Source organism: Ideonella oryzae, assembly GCF_024055665.1.
Lineage (GTDB): Bacteria > Pseudomonadota > Gammaproteobacteria > Burkholderiales > Burkholderiaceae_C > Ideonella > Ideonella oryzae.
Window position 1 is genome coordinate 1 of the sequence record NZ_JAMXMC010000006.1, and the last position, 20089, is coordinate 20089.

The 20089-nt window shown below is 66.9% G+C and carries 16 protein-coding genes, 2 tRNA genes and 1 pseudogene; 11 read left to right on the plus strand and 8 right to left on the minus strand.

Annotated features, from left to right (window positions below; genetic code table 11):
- Positions 1–328: pseudogene (locus M0L44_RS10760) on the plus strand (hypothetical protein); the annotation flags it as partial.
- Between the two features lie 329 nt (positions 329–657).
- Here M0L44_RS10760 and M0L44_RS10765 read toward each other — a convergent pair.
- The gene (locus M0L44_RS10765) at positions 658–2328 is read right to left on the minus strand and encodes a serine/threonine-protein kinase (protein ID WP_252769719.1); all 1671 of its coding nucleotides are present in this window, start codon (positions 2326–2328) and stop codon (positions 658–660) included.
- A gap of 322 nt (positions 2329–2650) precedes the next feature.
- Between M0L44_RS10765 and M0L44_RS10770 the strand changes: the two genes are divergently transcribed.
- On the plus strand, positions 2651–3952 hold the full coding sequence (locus tag M0L44_RS10770; protein WP_252769720.1) for a PDDEXK-like family protein: 1302 nt from the start codon (positions 2651–2653) through the stop codon (positions 3950–3952).
- A gap of 244 nt (positions 3953–4196) precedes the next feature.
- On the opposite strand, the gene M0L44_RS10775 is transcribed toward M0L44_RS10770, so the two are convergent.
- Positions 4197–4706 (minus strand): hypothetical protein, encoded by a 510-nt coding sequence (locus M0L44_RS10775; RefSeq protein WP_252769721.1) that lies wholly within the window; start codon positions 4704–4706, stop codon positions 4197–4199.
- A gap of 696 nt (positions 4707–5402) precedes the next feature.
- Positions 5403–6065 (minus strand): hypothetical protein, encoded by a 663-nt coding sequence (locus M0L44_RS10780; protein WP_252769722.1) that lies wholly within the window; start codon positions 6063–6065, stop codon positions 5403–5405.
- A gap of 240 nt (positions 6066–6305) precedes the next feature.
- Here M0L44_RS10780 and M0L44_RS21980 point away from each other — a divergent pair, with 240 nt between their 5' ends.
- Positions 6306–6602 carry a helix-turn-helix transcriptional regulator gene (locus tag M0L44_RS21980; RefSeq protein ID WP_256490235.1) on the plus strand — a complete coding sequence of 99 codons (297 nt, stop codon included), beginning with the start codon at positions 6306–6308 and terminating at the stop codon, positions 6600–6602.
- 266 nt (positions 6603–6868) lie between these two features.
- Here M0L44_RS21980 and M0L44_RS10790 read toward each other — a convergent pair.
- Together M0L44_RS10790 and hrcA are read right to left on the minus strand one after the other, a co-directional pair.
- Positions 6869–6945, minus strand: a tRNA-Ile gene (locus M0L44_RS10790).
- A gap of 57 nt (positions 6946–7002) precedes the next feature.
- Complete coding sequence (gene hrcA, locus M0L44_RS10795; RefSeq protein ID WP_252769724.1) at positions 7003–8031, minus strand: heat-inducible transcriptional repressor HrcA; 1029 nt, start codon at positions 8029–8031, stop codon at positions 7003–7005.
- 73 nt (positions 8032–8104) lie between these two features.
- Between hrcA and M0L44_RS10800 the strand changes: the two genes are divergently transcribed.
- The 4 genes from M0L44_RS10800 to M0L44_RS10815 are packed head-to-tail and all read left to right on the plus strand — an operon-like array spanning position 8105 to position 12252.
- Positions 8105–8980: an NAD kinase gene (locus M0L44_RS10800; RefSeq protein WP_252769725.1), complete on the plus strand. Its 876-nt coding sequence runs from the start codon at positions 8105–8107 to the stop codon at positions 8978–8980.
- Positions 8981–8999: 19 nt separating this feature from the next.
- Complete coding sequence (recN, locus tag M0L44_RS10805) at positions 9000–10697, plus strand: DNA repair protein RecN (RefSeq protein WP_252769726.1); 1698 nt, start codon at positions 9000–9002, stop codon at positions 10695–10697.
- The gene (gene rapZ, locus M0L44_RS10810; protein WP_252769727.1) at positions 10694–11611 is read left to right on the plus strand and encodes an RNase adapter RapZ; all 918 of its coding nucleotides are present in this window, start codon (positions 10694–10696) and stop codon (positions 11609–11611) included. Before recN ends, rapZ begins: the two co-directional genes overlap by 4 nt.
- A gap of 29 nt (positions 11612–11640) precedes the next feature.
- Positions 11641–12252: an LON peptidase substrate-binding domain-containing protein gene (locus M0L44_RS10815; RefSeq protein ID WP_252769728.1), complete on the plus strand. Its 612-nt coding sequence runs from the start codon at positions 11641–11643 to the stop codon at positions 12250–12252.
- A 24-nt stretch (positions 12253–12276) separates the two neighbouring features.
- Here M0L44_RS10815 and mutY read toward each other — a convergent pair whose 3' ends face one another.
- The 3 genes from mutY to mutM all read right to left on the minus strand — a co-directional run bounded on the left by mutY (position 12277) and on the right by mutM (position 16359).
- Positions 12277–13344: an A/G-specific adenine glycosylase gene (mutY, locus tag M0L44_RS10820; protein ID WP_252769729.1), complete on the minus strand. Its 1068-nt coding sequence runs from the start codon at positions 13342–13344 to the stop codon at positions 12277–12279.
- Positions 13341–15413, minus strand: a complete 2073-nt coding sequence (locus M0L44_RS10825; protein ID WP_252769730.1) for a dynamin family protein — start codon at positions 15411–15413, stop codon at positions 13341–13343. The genes mutY and M0L44_RS10825 overlap by 4 nt, the downstream gene beginning before the upstream one ends.
- A gap of 115 nt (positions 15414–15528) precedes the next feature.
- The gene (gene mutM / locus M0L44_RS10830; RefSeq protein WP_252769731.1) at positions 15529–16359 is read right to left on the minus strand and encodes a bifunctional DNA-formamidopyrimidine glycosylase/DNA-(apurinic or apyrimidinic site) lyase; all 831 of its coding nucleotides are present in this window, start codon (positions 16357–16359) and stop codon (positions 15529–15531) included.
- 72 nt (positions 16360–16431) lie between these two features.
- On the opposite strand from mutM, the gene M0L44_RS10835 reads away from it, so the two are divergent.
- The 4 genes from M0L44_RS10835 (at position 16432) to M0L44_RS10850 (ending at position 19962) form a co-directional block, all read left to right on the plus strand.
- A complete protein-coding gene (locus M0L44_RS10835) occupies positions 16432–18348 on the plus strand; it encodes a tetratricopeptide repeat protein (RefSeq protein ID WP_252769732.1) in 1917 nt (638 codons plus the stop codon).
- A gap of 2 nt (positions 18349–18350) precedes the next feature.
- Positions 18351–18878, plus strand: coding sequence for a lipoprotein insertase outer membrane protein LolB (locus M0L44_RS10840; RefSeq protein ID WP_252769733.1), 528 nt, complete (start codon positions 18351–18353; stop codon positions 18876–18878).
- A gap of 38 nt (positions 18879–18916) precedes the next feature.
- Positions 18917–19846 (plus strand): 4-(cytidine 5'-diphospho)-2-C-methyl-D-erythritol kinase, encoded by a 930-nt coding sequence (gene ispE, locus M0L44_RS10845; protein WP_252769734.1) that lies wholly within the window; start codon positions 18917–18919, stop codon positions 19844–19846.
- A gap of 39 nt (positions 19847–19885) precedes the next feature.
- Positions 19886–19962, plus strand: a tRNA-Gln gene (locus M0L44_RS10850).
- The last annotated feature ends 127 nt before the right edge of the window (positions 19963–20089 follow it).

Below are 20089 nucleotides of genomic sequence, written 5' to 3' on the forward strand. Positions count from 1 at the left end.
CGTCGCGATGAAAGACACCCAGCTGACGATCCAGGAGCAAGGCACGCGCAGTGCCTGGAACGTGCCCTACACGGCCATCGAGCCGCCAGCACAAGGTACCCACACTCCGGCACCCGAGCCGGCACCCGAGCCGGCGCCAGCGGCGGCACCACGTGCCACACGCAACGACTTCCGCTGCGGCGAAAGGGTGGCCTTCGAGGACAAGCACCTCAACACCATCGTCGGCGTGATCGTGCGCATCAACCAGCGCACCGCCACCATCGACCCCGGCGACGGCATGACCTGGCGCGTGGGCTTCTCGCTGCTGCGCCACGTCGTCGACATCTGATCGAACTTCGTCAAGAGGGCCTTGGGGCCGCGCTTACCTTGCTCTTCCTCATGTCCGCGATTCTCCTGAATGGCGGACCCCTTGCTACTTCACATTGGTACGGCCTGGGGGGGGGCAGGTCAGTGCCCGTCTGCCCCCACCGAGGTGTCCGCGCTGCAGAAATCACACTTCGGGGATATCGCCGGATGCGTGAACGAGCCAGGCTTGGGGATCGCGCCCATTCAGCCCAGGCATTCCTATGCCGGTAGCGTTCCCGCGCTACCAAACGCCCCGCACTATCCACAGATTCGGTGAACCACCCGACGCCGCCGCGGGGTTAGGCGACGCCCCTATCGGGACTTGTATAGGCCGGGACAACGACCTCTGACCGCAGCCTCTAAACGCCGCCAAAGCGATGTCTCTCCGGCGACCTTTTTGTACTTGTCCACCGCATCCTTGGCCTTTGAGCATTTGCGCAATGCGATCAAGGTATAGGCGTACTGGTAAAGGACAGTCGGGTTGCCTGGATCAGACGCCTTCGCTTGCTCCAGTAATTCAAGAGCCTCCAGGTGAAGCCCAAGGTCATTGCACGCTGCCGATGCGTTGATGCGAAGACCGACATCATTAGGCGACTTCGCGATGAGAGGCCGGAGTGCATTCAGGCTGGCCTCGTGGAGGCCGCGACGTTGGTCGTTGACTGCACGCTGAGCCACAACATCGATGCCTTCACTGGCCAGTTGCGCGTACTGCACTTCAGCGAAATCGTGGGATCCCGTTTGGGATAAGGCCACGGCAATGTTGACCCTTGTCGCGGCGTTGCGCGATGCCGATCCATCGGTCATCGTCTTGACGACCATGTCTGGCATGCCGAGCGCGATCAAGCCTTGGCTGAATACTGCAAAAGCTTCCTCCCCGACTTCGACAAGCGAGGTTCGCACCTCTGGAAACATGAACGCCTGTTGGATATCCAACAAAGTCGGACGCTTGGCCGGATCAACCTCGAGACATTGCAACACGATCAAAGGGACGCTCGGATCCGCATTGACCACGCCGCTGCGCATCGCGATCTTGAGGCGATCGATCGAAGCCCTTGACGCTGCCTCCCAAGGATTCCTCCCCGTGAACAGCTCATAGGCGATGACGCCCAGGCTGAATATGTCGGAACTTGCATTCGGGAGCACGCCATTCGCAAGCTCGGGCGCTTGGTACAGCGGCGCGCCGGGTGTGGCTGCTCGATCCTTCCATCCGGCCAGTCCGAAATCGGCAATCTTGCAGATCCATCCTTCCGCGACGAGGATGTTGTCTGGTTTGAGGTCGGCATGCGCGAATCCCTCGACCAGTTCACCACAATGGAGTAGCCCCGTGGCGATCTGCCCGATCCACTGGTGCACCGGAAGCGTCTCGAGCTCATTCCGGTACTCCGAGATCCAGTCCGCTAGCGTGACGCAGCCCCTCGGGCCCGGCAGAACGGACTCCAATAGCCAGACCGGCACTCCGCCGGGCCGTGCCTCGACTTCGAGCAGCCGAACCACATGCGGGCTGCGTCTCCCGAAGTTCAGAAGGAGTAGCAACTGGCATTCGCGAACGTGGTCCTCGTTGCCGCCTGGGCTGATCGGCAGCTTGGCAACAGCGAGAGAACGCGGGTCGCCTCGGTGTGCGCAAAGGTAGACCTTGCTCATCGAGCCTTGGGAAGCGCCAATAAGCTGCCAGTGCCCCAAGATGCTGAACGTCTTGATCCCCTCGGCCTCAAATTTTGGGAAGCCGCGCGAACCCATTGGATACGGCCCGCTCGACGCGGGAGGCCACTTCTTCATCAGCATGCGATCGAGATCGTCCATCTCCTGGCTGCGATCACTGATGTCGAACTCGGTCATCACTCGGTCACCGCAGTCGGCGCACTTGGAGATGAATTTCTCCGTCTTTTGCTCTGCGGTCCATTCAACAATCGCCGCGAACTCGAATGCGTACTCACCGCCACATTGGCAAGGCACCCGTGTATGGTGGGAGTGAATCTCCCACATCGTGTTCACTTTGAACGGCCAAGGCTTCCTCGCATAGGCGACTTCTGCTGGCCTCATTGTCGCAAGGTAGCCTGCGCGTCCATGCCGAGGTACTGAGTTTCGCTGGCTCATAGGAGATATTTACTCAGAGAATGGCCGGCGATGGCACGGTGCCCCGCTTCGAGACACGGCCACGGTCTAAATGAGGTTCTCTGACGGCGTACGTGGGCACCGATACAATATTGCCCCACGGTATAGCTTCCAGATCACCTGAACTCTCGGAATTTCCTAGCCGACGGGGCTTAAAGTGTGCCATGGTCAAGATCTTTGAATAGGGGGAAGGATGCCGTTTCACGAGTGCGTAGACAAATTTCTAGGGGACCCCGCGGTACTACGGCTTCTCGATCTCGCCCGCGAGACGCGCCCGCTACACATCTGCTATCCACGCGAGGTGCCAATCTCTCGTTTTCTGGCTTGGTTCTTCGACCCGACCGAGGGTCACGGACTTGGCGATGTTTGCATCCGGGCTCTATTGGGGGAGGCTTGGCGTCGCATGGGTGACTCCACGATTGACGCGAAGGTTCGCCATCAACTCTCACCCACGCACGTCGCCTCACAGGCGTTTGACTCATGCCTGGTCCGACGTGAGGTCAAGCTTGGCAGCGGTTCTCTGGATGTTCTGGTGCTCGACCCGAAAAGGCGCTGGCTGCTCGCCATCGAGAACAAGTACGGTGCCGGAGAAGGTCGCAATCAGCTCGAATCGTACGAGACGAGCCTCGCCGAGCGATACCCTGGCTGGATACAAATCCTGGTCTTCCTGGATGTGTTTGGACAAGCGCCGTCGCGTCCTTCCTGGATCGGACTCGACTATGTTTGGCTCGTGGATGAAATCTCCGCAGCTGAAAGATCGCCCTGGCTGGGCGACGACTCTAAAGCCGCGCTCCGAGAGTTTCGGTCGGTCTTGGAGCCGGAAGGAGCGCCGTTTGTGCATGTCGACGTTGACGATGACCATTTGCTGGGTGTAGTCAGTACCCATCGCGATGTCTTCGAAAAGATGCGCGAGTGGAGCAAGGACAAGGCGCCCTTGGAAGATCGGCTTGAGAAGATTTACGCTCGAGCGAAGACCTTGGATGAGAAGGCCGCTCAGCAACTGTTCCAGGCTTTCATGCAACGGAAGAGGCTATGGAGCGTCTGCATTCCCATGCTTTTGTACGCCGGTCTCCTGCAGTCCATAAGAACCCAGTTCCCGGATATCGAACACGACCCAAAGAGAAAGGCGTTCTATTTCTCGCTGCCGAAGTGGCGTGCGACGCAAGACGCTGATCGTCCGGCTCTTCGCACCATGGTGCGAATCCTGACCGGCAAAGCTGACGGAGAGGCTGATCGCTATTTGGTGGTATCTCGCATCGACTCACGAACGCTCAGTCCGGAAGCCTTCGCGCGCGTGCGGCCAACCATCGAAAAGATGCGCAAGGCTTACCTAAAAAGAGCGCCGCGGCTCAAGGAAGAGCCAGGGCCAATCACGCTGAAGTTTGATTTCGCAACGTCAGAAGAAGCTGTGAGTGCACTGCTGGCGCGTCACATCGTGATGCTAAAACAGGAGTTCGACGATCTCATCCGCTCGGAACGGCTGGGACAATGCTGATCATGGTTCGCTGATACGCAGAGGCCGCCACATTCAGACGACAACCGCCACCTTCAGTCTTACCGATGGCACAGCCACAAGCGCCGGAACGACGAACATACGAGACGTCGGTCAGCAAGGTTTCAATCAACCAGTACTTCTGGACAAAGACGGTCGCATTTGCCGTTCTGAACAGCGACGCTCATGGTCAGGCCGGCTGCCCGACCATGCTCCCTTCGGGTGACGAAGGATACTCCCGTGCTGGCTAGCGCAAGCAGAACACCGGCCAACCGACTTCTTGCCTCCACCACGCTTCAACAGCGTACCGAAGCACAGCTTGATCAATGACCGTGTAGTAGACCTGCCAGCTGTATTCACTGTATGGCGCCAGGTCGACGGCGCAACCAAGCTTAATGGTCTGCGCGTTCCCACGATTGAACAGGTGTTGGGCCAGCCTGCTTTGAAGGTTTCCTTCAGTGCCTGAATAGGCGATGTATGCATCATCCCCCTCCTGAAGAATGAGCTTCACTCCCTTTGGAGGCATCTTCCGCGTACGCCGTGCTTTGCCAGTGGTCGCCCCAATGGCTTCCTGCAGGCGCTCTGAAGGCATGCTGGTCTCTATCCAATAAACGCCGGGACGCGCGGGGACGTTCGTCAAAAGACAGTTGATGCTCTTGACCGTGACGGCGACCCTCCGCTCGTAAGCAGCCCTCCCAAGAGCCGCAACGGCCTCGGCTGCCTCCGACTCGAGCGTCTCGAAGTCTTGTTTGTGCATGGCGCTTACGTTGGAAGTCGCGAAATGCATTCGAGCTTACCGCTGCTGGAGCCATGTCAGCCGGCTGCGTTCACAGGAGCGCTGCCCAAGCGGACATTCAACCTTTCGGTTAGGGCCTTCCATGGTGCGCCGCCCACCTCCCCTGGATACATTCAGTGGGAGGAAGCGTAGATGTCTCTCGCTCAGCTCGGCTCCAACGGAGGAGGCGGCTGATCGACTCAGGGAAGGACATTAGAAAATGCACGTCACCTTCGGCCTTTGCTTGGACGCCCGCCAGGGACCGTCCACCGACGACTCCTTCAATAAGCCTGTCGTCGGGCGGCTTGGATTCCTGTCTCTGCTTGAGACCTACTTGGGCTTGGCAGCCCCCGAGGTCGCCAAGACGAGGAGAATCACCGTATACCTCGGCTTGCTCGACGCGGCGGACACCGGCAAGCGTTTCTACAGCGAGTCGTTGAAGGCGGATCGTATAGGGACTGCTTCGTGCCTTCTGGCTTGGCGAGACGAATGGCGAGAATGCGGGTGGACCGGCGCTTCGCAGCCGGACGATCCACCGCGGATCCAAGACATAGCGGCCGTCGAGGCCTTTGCGCCGGCCACCTTGCCGCCACTCTAGCCTCAGCCAGTCCCCGAAGCGTTCTGCAGGCTCAGACCCACGATAGGTACTGCGCCTGGCTCGGGTAGCTACTTGCTCAATTAGCCGTGAGACGCCTTCTTATCAGGCCGGAATCCGATCATGATGGGCAGTTGATCTGCCCTCAAGCCGGGCCAAGCGGAGCGATGGCAAGCCACCCAAAGCTTGCTCCCCGAATTGATCAGCCGTTGGAACTGCCGACGCACACCACCGAACATGGGATAGCAACGAAGCCACGACTGCGTTTCAGCAATGATGGCTGACGTATTGCCAGACTTCACCCATCGAATCAAATTGCGCTTGATCCCTTCGTAGATGTGCTCCTGCAAACGCCACGTCCAGGCGTAATCCCCGCGCAGGCGCGGTTCCTTGACCATCACAAACGAACCGAATGCAACGTTGCGGCCGCTCCAGACTTCACGGCGCCAGACCGAGCCCGGTGGGGCTGCACGAACCTTGTCGGTGACCATCAGTATGAACTCACGCTTGGTCGGCGAACCCAGCACAGGAGCGCTGATCGCGGCGCAGGTCGGAAGCCCCTTTTGCTTGAGGTCCTGGCGCTTCCAAGCAGGAAGCCTAGTTCCGTAAAGTTCGGCCAATTCGTCGCCCTTTGCGTTCATTCGTTCCGCAACAAGGTCAAAGCTCGTCCAGTAGTCATAGCCCCTCTGGGCCCGGTTGATCAGGATGGCGCCGAGCGCCGCGGTAAGGTCGTTGAAGTGCTTCATCTATCAAGCCGCCCGCGAAGGCGAAAGGTGGCGCGCCGACTTGGCGCGACTGGAGATGAATAACCTTCGTTGATAAACCAACTGCTCGACGCACAGGGTCCGGACCGCTGTGTGCCGTAGACGTTTCGTTGCCACTCGGCCGCTATGGCTTATCCCGCGGCATATCGGCGAGCACTTCGTTATCAGCACCTGTTCTTCATAGCCATAAACGGCCATGAGGCCGGGCCACTTCCACGCACCATGCTCACAGCTGATCGCCAGCTCAGAGACCGGGCAACCGGAACAGACCAACGCAGGCCGCCTAGACCCGATCAACCGACACCCTGTGCAACCGACCCGGGCAACGGCTCCGGCGCATTGGCCCCAAGGCTGATCTCACTGCCTGAGGTCATGGACCGGGTTGCCCTCAAGCGAACATCGATCTACGAACTGATCAAGACACGGGACTTCCCGGCCCCGGTCAAGATCCAGCGGGCGAGCCGCTGGGTGGACATCGAGATCTCGGACTGGATCCGAGTTCAGATGTCCAAGCGCTAAGTGGTCGCCCGGTACCCCTTGCGTCCTACCGTCGGCGGGTCAACTCAACGGCATGCCAGGGCTTCTCGTCGATGGCGGGAAGCCCTTTTCTCGTAGCCAACCTGGCACGGCCACACAGAACTTCGGGACCAAACAAGGCGACGTAACCCCCTATCGGCAAACGAACTGGCAACGCGTCGGCGCGTTGCTCTGTCCGTCGTCGTTCGCCAACGGCCGCTTGGATTCGACCGATTTCTGGCAAAATTCTGGCAACGAACGCGAATGTTTGGTAGGCCGTCGGGGGCTCGAACCCCGGACCAAAGGATTATGAGTCCTCTGCTCTGACCGACTGAGCTAACGGCCCACACCGAGCCTGTCCCGCAGGGGCAGGCGCGAAAGTGCTGGATTGTAGGCGGCGGTCTCAGCGCTGCGACAGCGCGCTGCCCACCAGGCGGGAGGTGATGTCCACGATCTGGATCATGCGGTCGTAGGCCATGCGGGTGGGGCCGATGACGCCCAGCGTGCCCACCACCCGGCCGTCCACCTCGTAGGGTGCAGAAACGACCGAGAGTTCTTCGAAGGGCACGACGCGGCTCTCGCCGCCGATGTAGATGCGCACGCCCTCCGCGCGGCTGGAGGTATCCAGGAGGCGCATCAGCTCGGTCTTCTGCTCGAAGATGTCGAAGAGCTTGCGCAGCGAGCCCAGGTCACTGAGTTCCTGCACGCCCAGCAGGTTGCGCTCGCCGCTGACCACCACCTGCTCCTGGGTCTCGGCCAGGGCCTCGGTGCCGGCCTGCACGGCCGCCTGCATCAGCACCGCGATCTCGCCGCGCAGCTGGTCCACCTCGGCCTTCAGGCGCTCACGCACTTCCTCCAGCGTGAGGTTGGCGTAGTGGGCGTTGAGCACGTTGGTGGCCTCCACCAGCTCGCTGTCGCTGTAGTCGCGGGCGGTGAAGATGACGCGGTTCTGCACATCGCCATCGGGCGCCACCATGATGACCAGCACACGCTGGGCGCCCAGACGCAGGAATTCCAGGTGGCGGAAGACGCTGGTCTTGCGCGGGGCCGTCACCACGCCGACGAAGCTCGACAGGCTGGAGAGCATCTGCGCGGCCTGGGCGATCACCCGCTGGGGCTGGTCGGGCTGCAGCTGCTCGCGCACGGCCGACAGGGCGTCGGGCATGTGGCCGCTGAGCATCTGCGGCTGGGCGGTCAGCATGGTGTCCACAAAGAGCCGGTAGCCCTTGGGCGTGGGAATGCGACCGGCCGAGGTGTGCGGGCTGACGATCAGGCCCATGTCCTCCAGATCAGCCATCACGTTGCGGATGGTGGCGGGCGAGAGCTCCAGCCCGGAGGCCTTGGACAGGGTGCGGGAACCCACTGGCTGGCCATCGGCGATGTAGCGCTCGACCAGGGTGTTCAGCAGCGATCGGGCACGGTCATCCAGCATGCTTTTCATTGTAAGGAGATGCCCGGCCCGCCACCGGCTTGTCACAGGGGCCTGTGGTGTAATTCTCCGCACCATGTCATCCCCGTTCCGTCACGCTGCCCTCATCGGCAAATACCAGGCCCAGGGTATCCGCCCGATGCTGGAGAGCATTGCCGCCTTCCTGGTGCGGCAGGGGCTGGAGGTGTCGGTGGACCGGGACACGGCGCTGAACATCGACTGGCACGATTACGGCGCGCTCAGCCCGGCCGAGATCGGTGCGCACTGCGACATCGCGGTGGTGGTGGGCGGCGACGGCACCATGCTGGGCATCGCCCGCGAGCTGGCGCCGCTGAACATCCCGCTGGTGGGCATCAACGAGGGCCGACTCGGCTTCATCACCGATGTGCGCTCCACCGACTGGGCCGAGGCCCTGGGCCCCATCGTGCAGGGCGACTACGAGGAAGAGCGCCGGGCCCTGATCGAAGGCGACGTCTGGCGCGACAGCCGCAGCATCTTCCACGGCCTGGCCGTCAACGACGTGGTGGTGGGCCGGGGCGCCACCACCAGCATGGTCGAGCTGCGGGTGGATGTGGGCGGCGAGTTCGTCGCCAACATGCGGGCCGACGGCCTGATCATCGCCTCGCCCACCGGTTCCACCGCCTATGCCCTGTCGGCCGGCGGCCCCATCCTGCACCCGTCCATCGGCGGCTGGGTGCTGCTGCCCATCGCGCCGCACACCCTGTCCAACCGGCCCATCGTGCTGCCCGACTCGGCCGAGGTGGGCATCACCATCGTCACCGCCCGCGACACCAGCGCCAGCTTCGACATGCACAGCCTGACCAGCCTGCTGCCAGGCGACCAGGTACGGGTGCGTCGCTCGCCCGTGGCCATGCGCTTCCTGCACCCGCGCGGATGGAGTTACTACGCCACGCTCCGGCGCAAGCTGCGCTGGTACGAGGGTGTGGTCTGAGACCCTGACCGAGGGCCCCATGCTCAAGCACCTGACCCTGAAGGATTTCGTCATCGTCAGCCACCTGGAGCTGGCGTTCCATGCCGGCTTTTCCGTGCTCACGGGCGAAACCGGCGCCGGCAAGTCCATTCTGATCGACGCGCTGCAACTGGTGCTGGGCGCCCGGGCCGAAAGCCAGTGGGTGCGTGAAGGCGCGGCCCGCGCCGAGGTGACGGCCGAATTCGATCCCCCGCCCTCCCTGGCGGCCTGGCTGGACGAGGCCGGCTTCGCCGCCGAGGACACCCTGCTGCTGCGCCGCATCGTCGACAGCCAGGGCAAGAGCCGCGGCTTCATCAACGGCAGCGCCGCCACCGCCGCCCAGCTGCGCGAGGTGGCCGACCACCTGGTGGACATCCACGGCCAGCACGCCTGGCAGGGCCTGACCCGGCCCGCGGCCGTGCGCGCCCTGCTGGACGAACAGGCGGGCGTGGACCCGCGCCCGCTGGCCCAGGCCCATGCCGACTGGAAGACCGCCACCGAGGCCCTGGCCGCCGCCCGCGCCCTGGAGGGCGAACGGGCCAGCGAGCGCGAGCGCCTGCAGTGGCAGATCGGCGAGATCGACCGCTTGGCGCCCGGTGCCGAGGAATGGCCCGAGCTCAATGCCGAGCACCAGCGCCTCTCGCATGGTCAGGCCCTGATGGACGCCGCCGCCCAGGCCGCCCAATGCCTGGACGAGGACGAGACCAGCGCCAGTCGGCAGCTCAGCCGGGCCTTGAGCGGACTGGAGGCGGTGGCCGATTTCGACCCGCGCATCCAGCCGGTGCTGGAGGCCCTGCAGGGCGCCCAGGCCCAGGTGGACGACGCCTCACGCAGCCTGAACACCTACCTGGCCCGGGCCGAGCTGGACCCGGACCGCCTGGCCGAGCTGGACGCCCGCCTCTCGGCCTGGATGGGCCTGGCCCGGCGCTTCCGTCGTCCGCCCGAGGAACTGCCGGCCCTGCGTGCCGAGTGGCAGGCCACCCTGGCGCTGCTGGACGCCGCCAGCGACATGGACGCCCTGAGCGGGGCCGTGGCCCAGGCCGAAGCGCAGTGGCGCCGCCTGGCCGAGCAGTCCAGCCGGGCCCGCCAGAAGGCCGCGCCCGATCTGTCCAAGCGGGTGAGTGCGGCCATGCAGCTGCTGGGCATGGCCGGCGGCCGCTTCGAGGTGGCCCTGCTGCCGCAGGACGCCCCGCAGAGCTTCGGCCTGGAGGGCGTGGAGTTCCTGGTGGCCGGCCATGCGGGCAGCGCCCCGCGCCCGCTGGCCAAGGTGGCCTCGGGCGGTGAGCTCTCGCGCCTGGCGCTGGCCATTGCCGTCACCACCGCGCAGCAGCGCGGCCGCGGTCCGGCCACGGCCCTCAACCCCGGCACGCTGATCTTCGACGAGATCGACTCCGGCGTGGGTGGCACCGTGGCCGATGCAGTGGGCCGGCTGATGAAACAGCTGGGCCAAAGCGTGCAGGTGCTGTCGGTCACCCACCTGCCCCAGGTGGCCGCCTGCGCCGACCACCACTTCGTGGTGGCCAAGGCCACCCGCCAGGGCCAGACCCAGAGCCAGGTCAGCCCGGTGGAGGGCGAAGCCCGCGTGGCCGAGGTGGCCCGCATGCTGGGCGGCGCCAGCGGCACCAGCCTGGCCCACGCCCAGCAGCTGATCCAGCAGGCCGCCCAGCCGGACGCACGCGCCGCCAAGGCCACACGATGAACACGCCCAAGCCGCTCCCCCAGACGGACGCGCCCGCCCCGGCTCGGCCGCAGCGCGTGGTGGCCCTGGTCACCGGCATCTCGGGTTCGGGCAAGTCGGTGGCCCTGCATGCACTGGAAGACGCCGGCTTCTTCTGCGTGGACAACCTGCCCCCCGAGCTGCTGCGCGAACTGGTTCATGTCGAGGCCGCCCACGGCGTGCAACGCCTGGCCGTGGCGGTGGATGTGCGCACCGCCAGCTCGCTGCCGGCCCTGCTGCCGCTGATGGACGAGCTGGCCGCTGAAGGCGTCAAGGTGCGCAGCCTCTTCCTGGATGCCAGCACCCAGGCCCTGGTCAAGCGCTTTTCCGAAACGCGGCGCCCGCACCCGCTGTCCCATCCTGGCGTGGGCAGCGACCGCCAACGCCTGGTGGATGCCATCGAGCAGGAGCGCCAGTTGCTGGCAGCCCTGCGCGAGCGCTCCACCGTGATGGACACCAGCGAGCTGCGGCCCGCCCAGCTGCGCCTGTGGATCCGCGACCTGGTGGGTGCCTCGCGCAGCCAGCTGACCCTGGTCTTCCAGTCCTTCGCCTTCAAGCACGGCGTGCCGCTGGATGCCGACATGGTGTTCGACGTGCGGGTGCTGCCCAACCCCTTCTACCTGCGCGAGCTGCGCCCGCTGACCGGGCGCGACGCCCCGGTGGCCGACTACCTGCGGGCCCAGCCCGAGGTGGGCGAGATGCTGGGCCAGATCGAGGGCTTCCTCACGCGCTGGCTGCCGTCCTTCGAGAACGACCAGCGCAGCTACCTGACCGTGGCCATCGGCTGCACCGGTGGTCAGCACCGCTCGGTCTACTTTGTCGAGACCCTGGCCGAGCACTTCGCGGCTCGCCTGCCCACGCTCAAGCGCCACCGCGAACTCGACGCCCGCACCTGACCTGTCCGCGCCGGCACGGCCGGCCTGCCATGACCCTCACCGACCTCCCGCTGTTCCCGCTGCAGTCCGTGCTGTTCCCGCTGGGCCGACTGTCCCTGCGCATCTTCGAGGCGCGCTACCTGGACCTGATGAGCCGCTGCCTGGTGGCCGACCGCCCCTTCGGCGTGGTCTGCCTGCAGCAGGGCAGCGAGGTGCGCCAGGCCGGCCAGACGGTGCGCTTCGAGCCCGTGGGTGTGCTGGCCCGGCTGCTCAGCGCCGATTCGGACCAGCCGGGCGTGCTCAAGGCCGTCTGCCTGGGCGGTGCGCGCTTTCGCTGGCAGACGCTGAGCGAGCAGGCCAACGGCCTGTGGGTGGCCACGCAGGCCGAACAGCTGCCCGATGACCCGCATCTGCCGCTGGCCGCGGCCCACCAGCCGGCCGCCCAGGCGCTGGCGCGGGCCCTGGCCCTGCTGGCCGCACGCGAGGGCCACAGCAGCGGCCCCATGCACCTGGACGACACCGCCTGGGTGGCCAACCGCTGGTGCGAGCTGCTGCCCATCCCGCTGGCCGCGCGGCAAAAGTTGATGGAGCTGCCCGATCCGGCCGCCCGCATGGATCTGGTGGACCGCTTCCTGCGCGACAAGCAGCTGCTGCAGGGCTGAGGCCCCACCGGGTGCCGCCGGGCCTCAGGCCGCGTCGGTGCCCAGCAGCTTGCGCACCGGCGCGGGCAGGCCATGCTCGGCCAAGGCGGCGCGCGGCACCCAACGGCCCGTCGGCCAGCGCAGCAGCGGCCCCTGCGCCAGTGGCGAATCCACCGGCAAGGCACAGCGCACCGGCGTCAGCACCAAGTCCAGGTGGGTCAGCACATGGGTGAAGGTGGCGCCCACCTCGCCCGAGCCCGGGCCCTCGGCCAGCCAGGCCTGCAGGGTGTCCACATCGTCGAACTCGGGCAGCGTCCACAGCCCGGCCCAGACGCCTGTGGCCGGCTTCTGCACCAAGAACACCGCATCCCCCTGCGTGAGCCAGAGCAGCGCATGGCTGCGTCGACCCCGCTTGAGCTTGCGCGTCTTGACCGGGTAGGCCTCGGGCCGGCCTTCGCGCCGGGCCACGCAGAGATCCTGCCAGGGGCACAGCAGGCAGCTGGGCTGGCGCGGCGTGCAGACGGTGGCGCCCAGGTCCATCAGGCCCTGGGTGTAGGCCTCGACGCCCTCGCCCGCCGGCGGCAACTGGGCCTCGGCGATGGCCCAGAGCCGGCGCTCGGCCGCGGTCTGGGCCAGGTCCTCACCGAAACCCAGCACCCGGCTGAGCACGCGCTTGACGTTGCCGTCCAGGATGGCCACCCGCTCGCCGAAGCAGAACGCCGCCACCGCGGCGGAGGTCGAGCGGCCGATGCCCGGCAGGGTGGCCAGCTGCGCAGCGGTAGACGGAAAGACACCGCCCCAGTCCTGCACCACGGCCTGGGCGCAGCGGTGCAGATTGCGGGCGCGGCTGTAGTAGCCCAGCCCGGCCCACAGGGCCAGCACCTCGTCCAGCGGCGCGGCGGCCAGGGCCTGCACATCGGGGAAACGGGTCAGGAAACGCTCGTAGTAGCCCAGCACCGTGCTGACCTGGGTCTGCTGCAGCATGATCTCCGAGAGCCAGACCCGGTAGGGGTCATGGGTCTGCTGCCAGGGCAGGGTGTGGCGGCCGTGCTGCCGCTGCCAGTCGATCAGGCGCCGGGCCAGGGCTGCCGTCGCGGCCTCGTCCCGGCTCACGCCGCAGCGCCAGGCCGCAACAGGCCCTGGTCACTGTGCACGAACTCGGCTTCGCTCAGGTCCAGGTCCAGCGCACCCAAGCCGCTCAGGGTCTCGTCCTGGTAATCGGGACCCACCTCGGCCCGTTGGCGCAGGCGGGCGGCCATGGCCTGGGCCTGGTCGGCCTGCTCCAGCAGCTTGTTGTCCTGGGTTTCCACCTCGGACAGGCGGGACTCCAGTTCGCCGGTGGCGTGCTGGATGCGCTCCAGCGATTCGCGACGGCGACGGAAGCCCCGGCGGCGGTCGCGGAACTGGCTGTCCACCTGGCCCGAGGCACCCTGGTGCCAGCTCTCGATCTCGGCGCTGGCGTTTTCGAACACCACCCGCAGCTTGGACACCAGCATCCGGTGGAACTGATCGCTCGACACGGTCGAGTTCAGCCGCAGCGCGCTGGAGAGGTTGAAGTAGCGCCCGTAGTTGCGCTCGATCAGGCTGAGCTCGTTCTTGAAGGCGCTGACATCGGGGGCCGGCGTGAAATTCAGCGAAAAGCCGAATTCGGCATTGAGCTGGCTGAACAGGGCCTGCAGCATCTGCGCGGCCTCGGCATTGAGCGAGGCCGCCGTGTCGAGCTGGGCCTGCAGGCCGGCGCACATCTTGGCGAAGGCGCCGCGGGCCCGCAGGTTCAGCCAGCCGCTGCCCAGGGCAGATTCCAGGCCGGCCATGGCTTCGCGGATGCGGTCGGCATCCAGGGCCTTCAGGGTCTTGTGTTGCAGCCGCGCATGCACCGCACGCAGGGCGGTGAGGCGCGCGGTGCAGCGCTCGAATTCGGCGGTGTCGGCGGTCACACGGTCGAGCATCTGGGCCACGCGGCCAGCGCTCTTGCCCCGCAGGCCCCGCAGCTCCAGCATCTGCTCGGCGTTCTGGCGGCGCTGGTCGCGCAGGGCGCGGGTGGCGTGTTCCAGCATGGACTGCACGCCGCCGATCACGGCCTTGGCCAGCACGCGCTGGCGCTGCGGCAGCAGGTGCAGGTTCAGCGCCGTTTCCAGGACGGGCAGGCCGCTGGCCTGCAGCGCATCCACATCGCCCTGCAGCCGCGCGGCCAGGGCCTGGCGGGCCGAGATGGGGAACACCCGGTCGCGGGCAATGCCCAGGGTCTGGGCGGTGGTCTGGCACTGCCGCTCCACCGCGGCCTGCTGTTCCTCGGGCGAAGCCAGCGGGTCAGCCAGGGTGTCGACCTTGTTGAGCACCACGAAGCAGGACAGGCCCTGCCCGCCCAGGTGGTCGTTCCAGATGTCCAGGTCCGAGCGGGTCACGCCGGTGTCGGCGCCCAGCACGAACAGGGCGGCATGGGCACTGGGCAGCAGGCCCAGGGTCAGCTCGGGCTCGGTGCCGATGGCGTTCAGGCCCGGGGTGTCGATGACCACCAGGCCGCGCTGCAGCAGTGGATGGGGGTAGTTGATGACCGCATGGCGCCAGGCCGGAATCTCGACCTGCCCGTCGGGCAGGGTCGGTGGGTTGTCCTGCGGGTGTTCCTCGGACCACAGGCCCAGACGCTGCGCGTCCTCGCGCGAGACACTGCGGGTCTGGGTGACCTGCTGCAGCGACATGGCCAGCCCGTCGGCGTCCGACGGGTCCAGCGGAATGCGGTACCAGCGGTCGCGCTGCAGCGACCATTCAGCCAGGGTCTTGTCCTGGCGACGGGTTTCGATGGGCAGCAGATCCAGGGTGGGCAGCTCGGCCGGGTCCCAGGACAGCTCGACCGGGCACATGGTGGTGCGCCCCGGCGTGGCCGGCAGGATGCGGCGGCCGGCATCGGCAAAGAAGATCGCGTTGATCAGCTCACTCTTGCCGCGGGAGAACTCGGCGACGAAGGCGACGACCAGCTTGTCCGTGGCCAGGCGGTGGCGTACCGCCTCACTGGCACTGGCGGCCGAGGGCGACAGCAGTTCGCTCTGGGCCAGGAAGGTCTCCAGGCGAACCAACTCGCGCTCCAGGGCCAGGCGCCAGTCGGCCAGGGCATCGAGCTGGGGCTCCAGTGCGGGCTGCAGCGCCAGGGCGTCGGAAAGGGAGGAATCGTCGGGCGGCGTCACGGCCGCATGCTAGCGCGAAACCCCCGCAGCCCCACAAGTGAATGCAAGCGAATGAAAGCCGCCCGGACCCGCCAATTCCGAGCCTCGACGCCCCAACCCCGGCGGCTCCATGGCCTCAGCGCCGCTGGCAGGCCGGGCAGAAGTAGGTGGCGCGCTGGCCCTGAACAATGCGCCGGATGGCCGCGCCACAGCGCGGACAGGCCTCGCCGGCCCGGCCATAGACCCGGGCCTGACCCTGGTACTGGCCCACACTGCCGTGGGCGTCCTTGAAGTCGCGCAGCGTGGAGCCGCCGGCGGCAATGGCCTCGCCCAGCACCCGGCGAATGGCCGCCAGCAGCCGGGCCGCCCGCACTGGCCCGATGCGGTCGCAAGGGGTGCGCGGGTCGATGCCCGCCTCGAACAGGGCGTCGCTGGCGTAGATGTTGCCGGCGCCCACCACGATGTCGCCCGCCAGCAGGGCCTGCTTGACCGCGCAGCGGCGCTGCTGCAAGGCACGGTGGAAATCCGCGGCGGTGAAGCGCTCGTCGAAGGGCTCGGCCCCCAGCCCGGCCAGCAGGCGGGAGGCGGGCACCTGGTCCAGGGCGGGCGACCAGACCACCGCACCGAAGCGGCGCGGGTCGGTCAGGCGCAACACGCCCCGGTCGGTCAGCAGGTCCACATGATCATGCTTGCCGGGCGGGCCGGCCCGCGGCAGCCAGGCCAGCGAGCCCGACATGCCCAGGTGCCAGAGCAGCCCCCCGGCGCTGCGGCCGTCCGGCCGCGTGAGCGGCAGCCAGAGGTATTTGCCACGGCGCAGGAACTCGCCGGCCACGCAGCCGGTCAACTCCGTTGGATCGATGCCCAGCGGCCACCGCAGCGGCTTGCCCAGTTCCAGCGCACGCAGCTGCGCACCGGCCAGGGCGCTGACGCTGCGACGGGTGACCTCGACCTCAGGCAATTCCGGCATGGCCGCCATTATCGGCAGTTGCCGGCAGGCCCCGGGGGCGGCCACTAGAATCATCCGGCCTTTGGAGTGACGATGAAGCTACGTCTTGTCCGCGCGGTGAACCGCCGCCTGTTGCCTGCCACCGCGGGGCATGCTGCCGCTGCGCCCTTTGCGCGTCGCTGGCTGGGCCGTGCCGGTTTGGGGGCGGGCTGGCTCTTGTCGGCCGCGCTGGGCGCCCTGGCGGTGTCGGCCCCGGCGCAGCCCAATGCGGCACCGGCACCGGCGACCGTGCCAGCATCGGCGCCTGCCTCGGGCGCTGCAGCCGCCGAGACCGCGCCGGTGAACAACTCCTGGCTCGATGCCCCCATGTTCTACGAGCTGTTGCTCGGCGAGATGGAGGTCTCCACCGGCCACCCGGCCGATGGTTTCGAGGTCATGCTCGATGCCGCCCGCCGCTCGCGCGACGGCACGGTCTTCCAGCGGGCCATTGAGATTGCCGTGCAAGGCCGCTCGGGCGACCGCGCCCTGCTGGCGGCCAGGGCCTGGCGCCAAAGCCTGCCCCAGTCCATCGAGGCCCTGCGCACCCAGGTGCAGTTGCTGGTGGCCACCGAGAAGCTCGACGAGCTGGCCGGACCGCTCAAGGAGCTGATCGAGCGCCAGCCCGAAGCCGAACGCAGTCCGGTGATCGCCGGTCTACCCCGTTTCCTGGCCGGCGTACGCGACAAGGCCCAGGCGCTGAGCGTCGGGCAGACCGCGCTGGCGCCCTATCTTGATCTGCCCGCCACCCGCACCGCGGCCCGCACCTCGCTGGGCCGGCTGGCTGCGGCCGCCCAGCAGAGCGACCTGGCCATGGGTTACTTGCAGCAGGCCCATCAGGACGATCCGGCTGCAGCCGGTCCGGTGCTGTTGGCCCTGGACCTGATGGGGCCCAAGCCGGAAGCCGAAGCCGTGGTGAAGGACTACCTCGCCCGCCCCGACGCCCTGACTGCCCTGCGCCTGGCCTATGTGCAGAGCCTGGAACAGCGCCAGCGCCTGGTGGACGCCGTGGCCCAGCTGCGCCTGACCGTGGCCCAACAGCCTGACATGGCCCAGGCCTGGCTGTCGCTGGGTGCCCTGCTGACCGAGTTGCAAGAGCCGCGCGAGGGCATCCAGGCCCTGGACCGCTATTTCGCGCTGCAGGCCCCACCTGCCGCCGGAGAGGGCGACGCGAGCGACGACGACAACCAGGACGAACGCCTGCGCCGGACCTACGACTACGCCTGCGTGGTCCAGGCCGATGCACATGAGCAGCTCGGTGAGCTCAAGGAAGCCACCCGCTGGCTCGACAAGGTGCCGGCCGAGCGCACCGACTTGGCCCTGCTGGTTCGGCGCGCCTCGCTGATGGTGCGGCAAGGACAGGTCGAGGCCGGGCTGGCCCTGGTGAAGAATGGTGCCGCCCGCGGCAACCCGGACGCACGCGCGCGGCTGTTGGCCCAGGCCCAGGTGCTGCGGGATGCCGGGCGGCAGCAGGCTGCCTTCGACCTGCTGGGTGAGGCCGTGAAGCAGAGCCCCGAGGACAGCGGCCTGGTGTACGAGCAGGCCATGCTGGCCGAGCAGCTCAAGCAGTACGACGCGATGGAGGCGTTGCTGCGCGAGGTCATCCGCCTCAAGGCCGACGACGCTCAGGCCTACAACGCCCTGGGCTACTCGCTGGCCGAACGCGGCGTGCGCCTGGACGAGGCGCTCAAGCTGATCCAGCATGCCGTGGAGCTGGCCCCGGACGACCCCTTCATCCTCGACAGCCTGGGCTGGGTCTACTTCCGCCAGGGACGGGCCGACGAGGCGCTCAAGCTGCTCAAGCAGTCTTATGCGGCACGCCCGCATGCCGAGGTGGCCACCCACCTGGGCGAGGTGCTGTGGGCCATGGGCCAGCGCGACGAAGCGCTGCGCTACTGGCGCGAGGCCCAGCAGCGCGAGCGGGACAACACCGCGCTGCGCGAAACGCTGCAGCGCCTGAAGGTGAAGCTCTGAACATGCCCCCGACACCCGCCGGGCTGCGACGCGCGCTGCTGGGGGCCGGTCTGTGCTGGCTCGCCGGCTGCGCCACCGCGCCCAGCGGGCCGGTGGACTACAGCGGCCGACTGGCCGTGACCGTGGCGGCCGAAGGCGACCGGCCGGCCCAGTCGCACAGCGCAGCCTTTGAATTGGGCGGCGATGCGCACCAGGGCCATCTGCGCCTGCTCTCGCCGCTGGGCACGGTGGTGGCCGACGCCAGTTGGGAGGCCGACCGTGTGCGGCTGGAGACCGGCGACGGCCCCCGCGACTACCCCAGCCTGGAGGCCCTGGCCGAAGACACGCTGGGCCAGGCCATCCCGCTGGGGGCCCTGCTGGCCTGGCTGCAGGGCCGACCCTGGAACGGTGCATCACATGAGGCCGATGCCCAGGGCTTCCGCCAGCTCGGCTGGGTGGTGGACACCCACGCCCTGAAGCTCGACGGCACGCTGCTGGCCCGCCGCGAAGCGCCGCCAGTGGTGACGCTGCGTGCCCGTCTGGACCACTGAGGCCCGCCCTTCCCTGCGTCCGCCACCGCACCCGAGACATGAGCCTGCACGCGCTGTACGACCTGCCCGCCCCCGCCAAGCTGAACCTGTTCCTGCACGTCACCGGCCGGCGGGACGATGGTTACCACCTGCTGCAGTCGGTCTTCACGCTGATCAACTGGCAGGACACCTTGCACCTGGAGCGCCGCAGCGATGGCCGGATCCAGCGCCACGACCTGGGCCCGGCGCTGCCGGCCGAGGACCTCTGCCTGCGCGCCGCCCGCGCCCTGCAGCAGGCCAGCGGCTGCACGCTGGGTGTGGACATCGCCATCGACAAGCAGGTGCCCTGGGGCGCGGGCCTGGGCGGCGGCAGCTCGGACGCCGCCACCGTGCTGCTGGGCCTGAACCGGCTGTGGGACCTGCGCTGGCCGCGTGAGCGCCTGCTGGCCCTGGGCGCCACGCTGGGCGCGGACGTGCCCTTCTTTCTGGGCGGACACACCGCCTTCGTCGAAGGCATCGGCGAGATCCTGACCCCGATCGACCTGCCGGAGAACCGCTGGGCGGTGCTCAAGCCCGCGGCCGGGCTGCCAACCCAGAGAATATTTTCAAGCGAGCTCTTGACGAGAGATACAAAGCCTGTCAAAGTTGCGGGCTTACTCGCTGAGTTGCAGCGGCAAAGCGAAACGCGACAGACGGCTGAAGAGTCGAATGAAACGTTTTGGGGCCGCAACGACCTGCAAGCTGCCGCCGAGGCCTTGTGCCCCGATGTGCAGCAGGCAGCAAGGCTCTTGGCAGAACGGTTTGGCAATAGCCGCATGACCGGTTCTGGCAGTGCCGTGTTTGCTGATGCAGGTGGTGATGACGCGAGTGAAACCGACGCAGGCACTTCACCTGTGGCGACCTTGCTGGAAGGCTCTTGGCCTGAAGGTTGGGTGGGGCGAATGTGTCGGGGTTTGGCCAATCATCCACTGAAAGATTGGGTAAACTGAAAAGGTTTTCGGGTGTGGCTTTCGGGCCATGTCCTGTGTAGGGGAGTCGCCAAGTTGGTCAAGGCATCGGATTTTGATTCCGACATGCGAGGGTTCGAGTCCTTCCTCCCCTGCCAAATTTCATTGTTGTTGTCGCGCCCGGTGGCGTGACCCATCAGAATCAGACTGCGCCTTCAGGGCGCAGTCGTTCTTTGTGGGCTGTGGCGCGTGCTGCGGCCGCGCACCGCAAGACGCTCGTCTTCG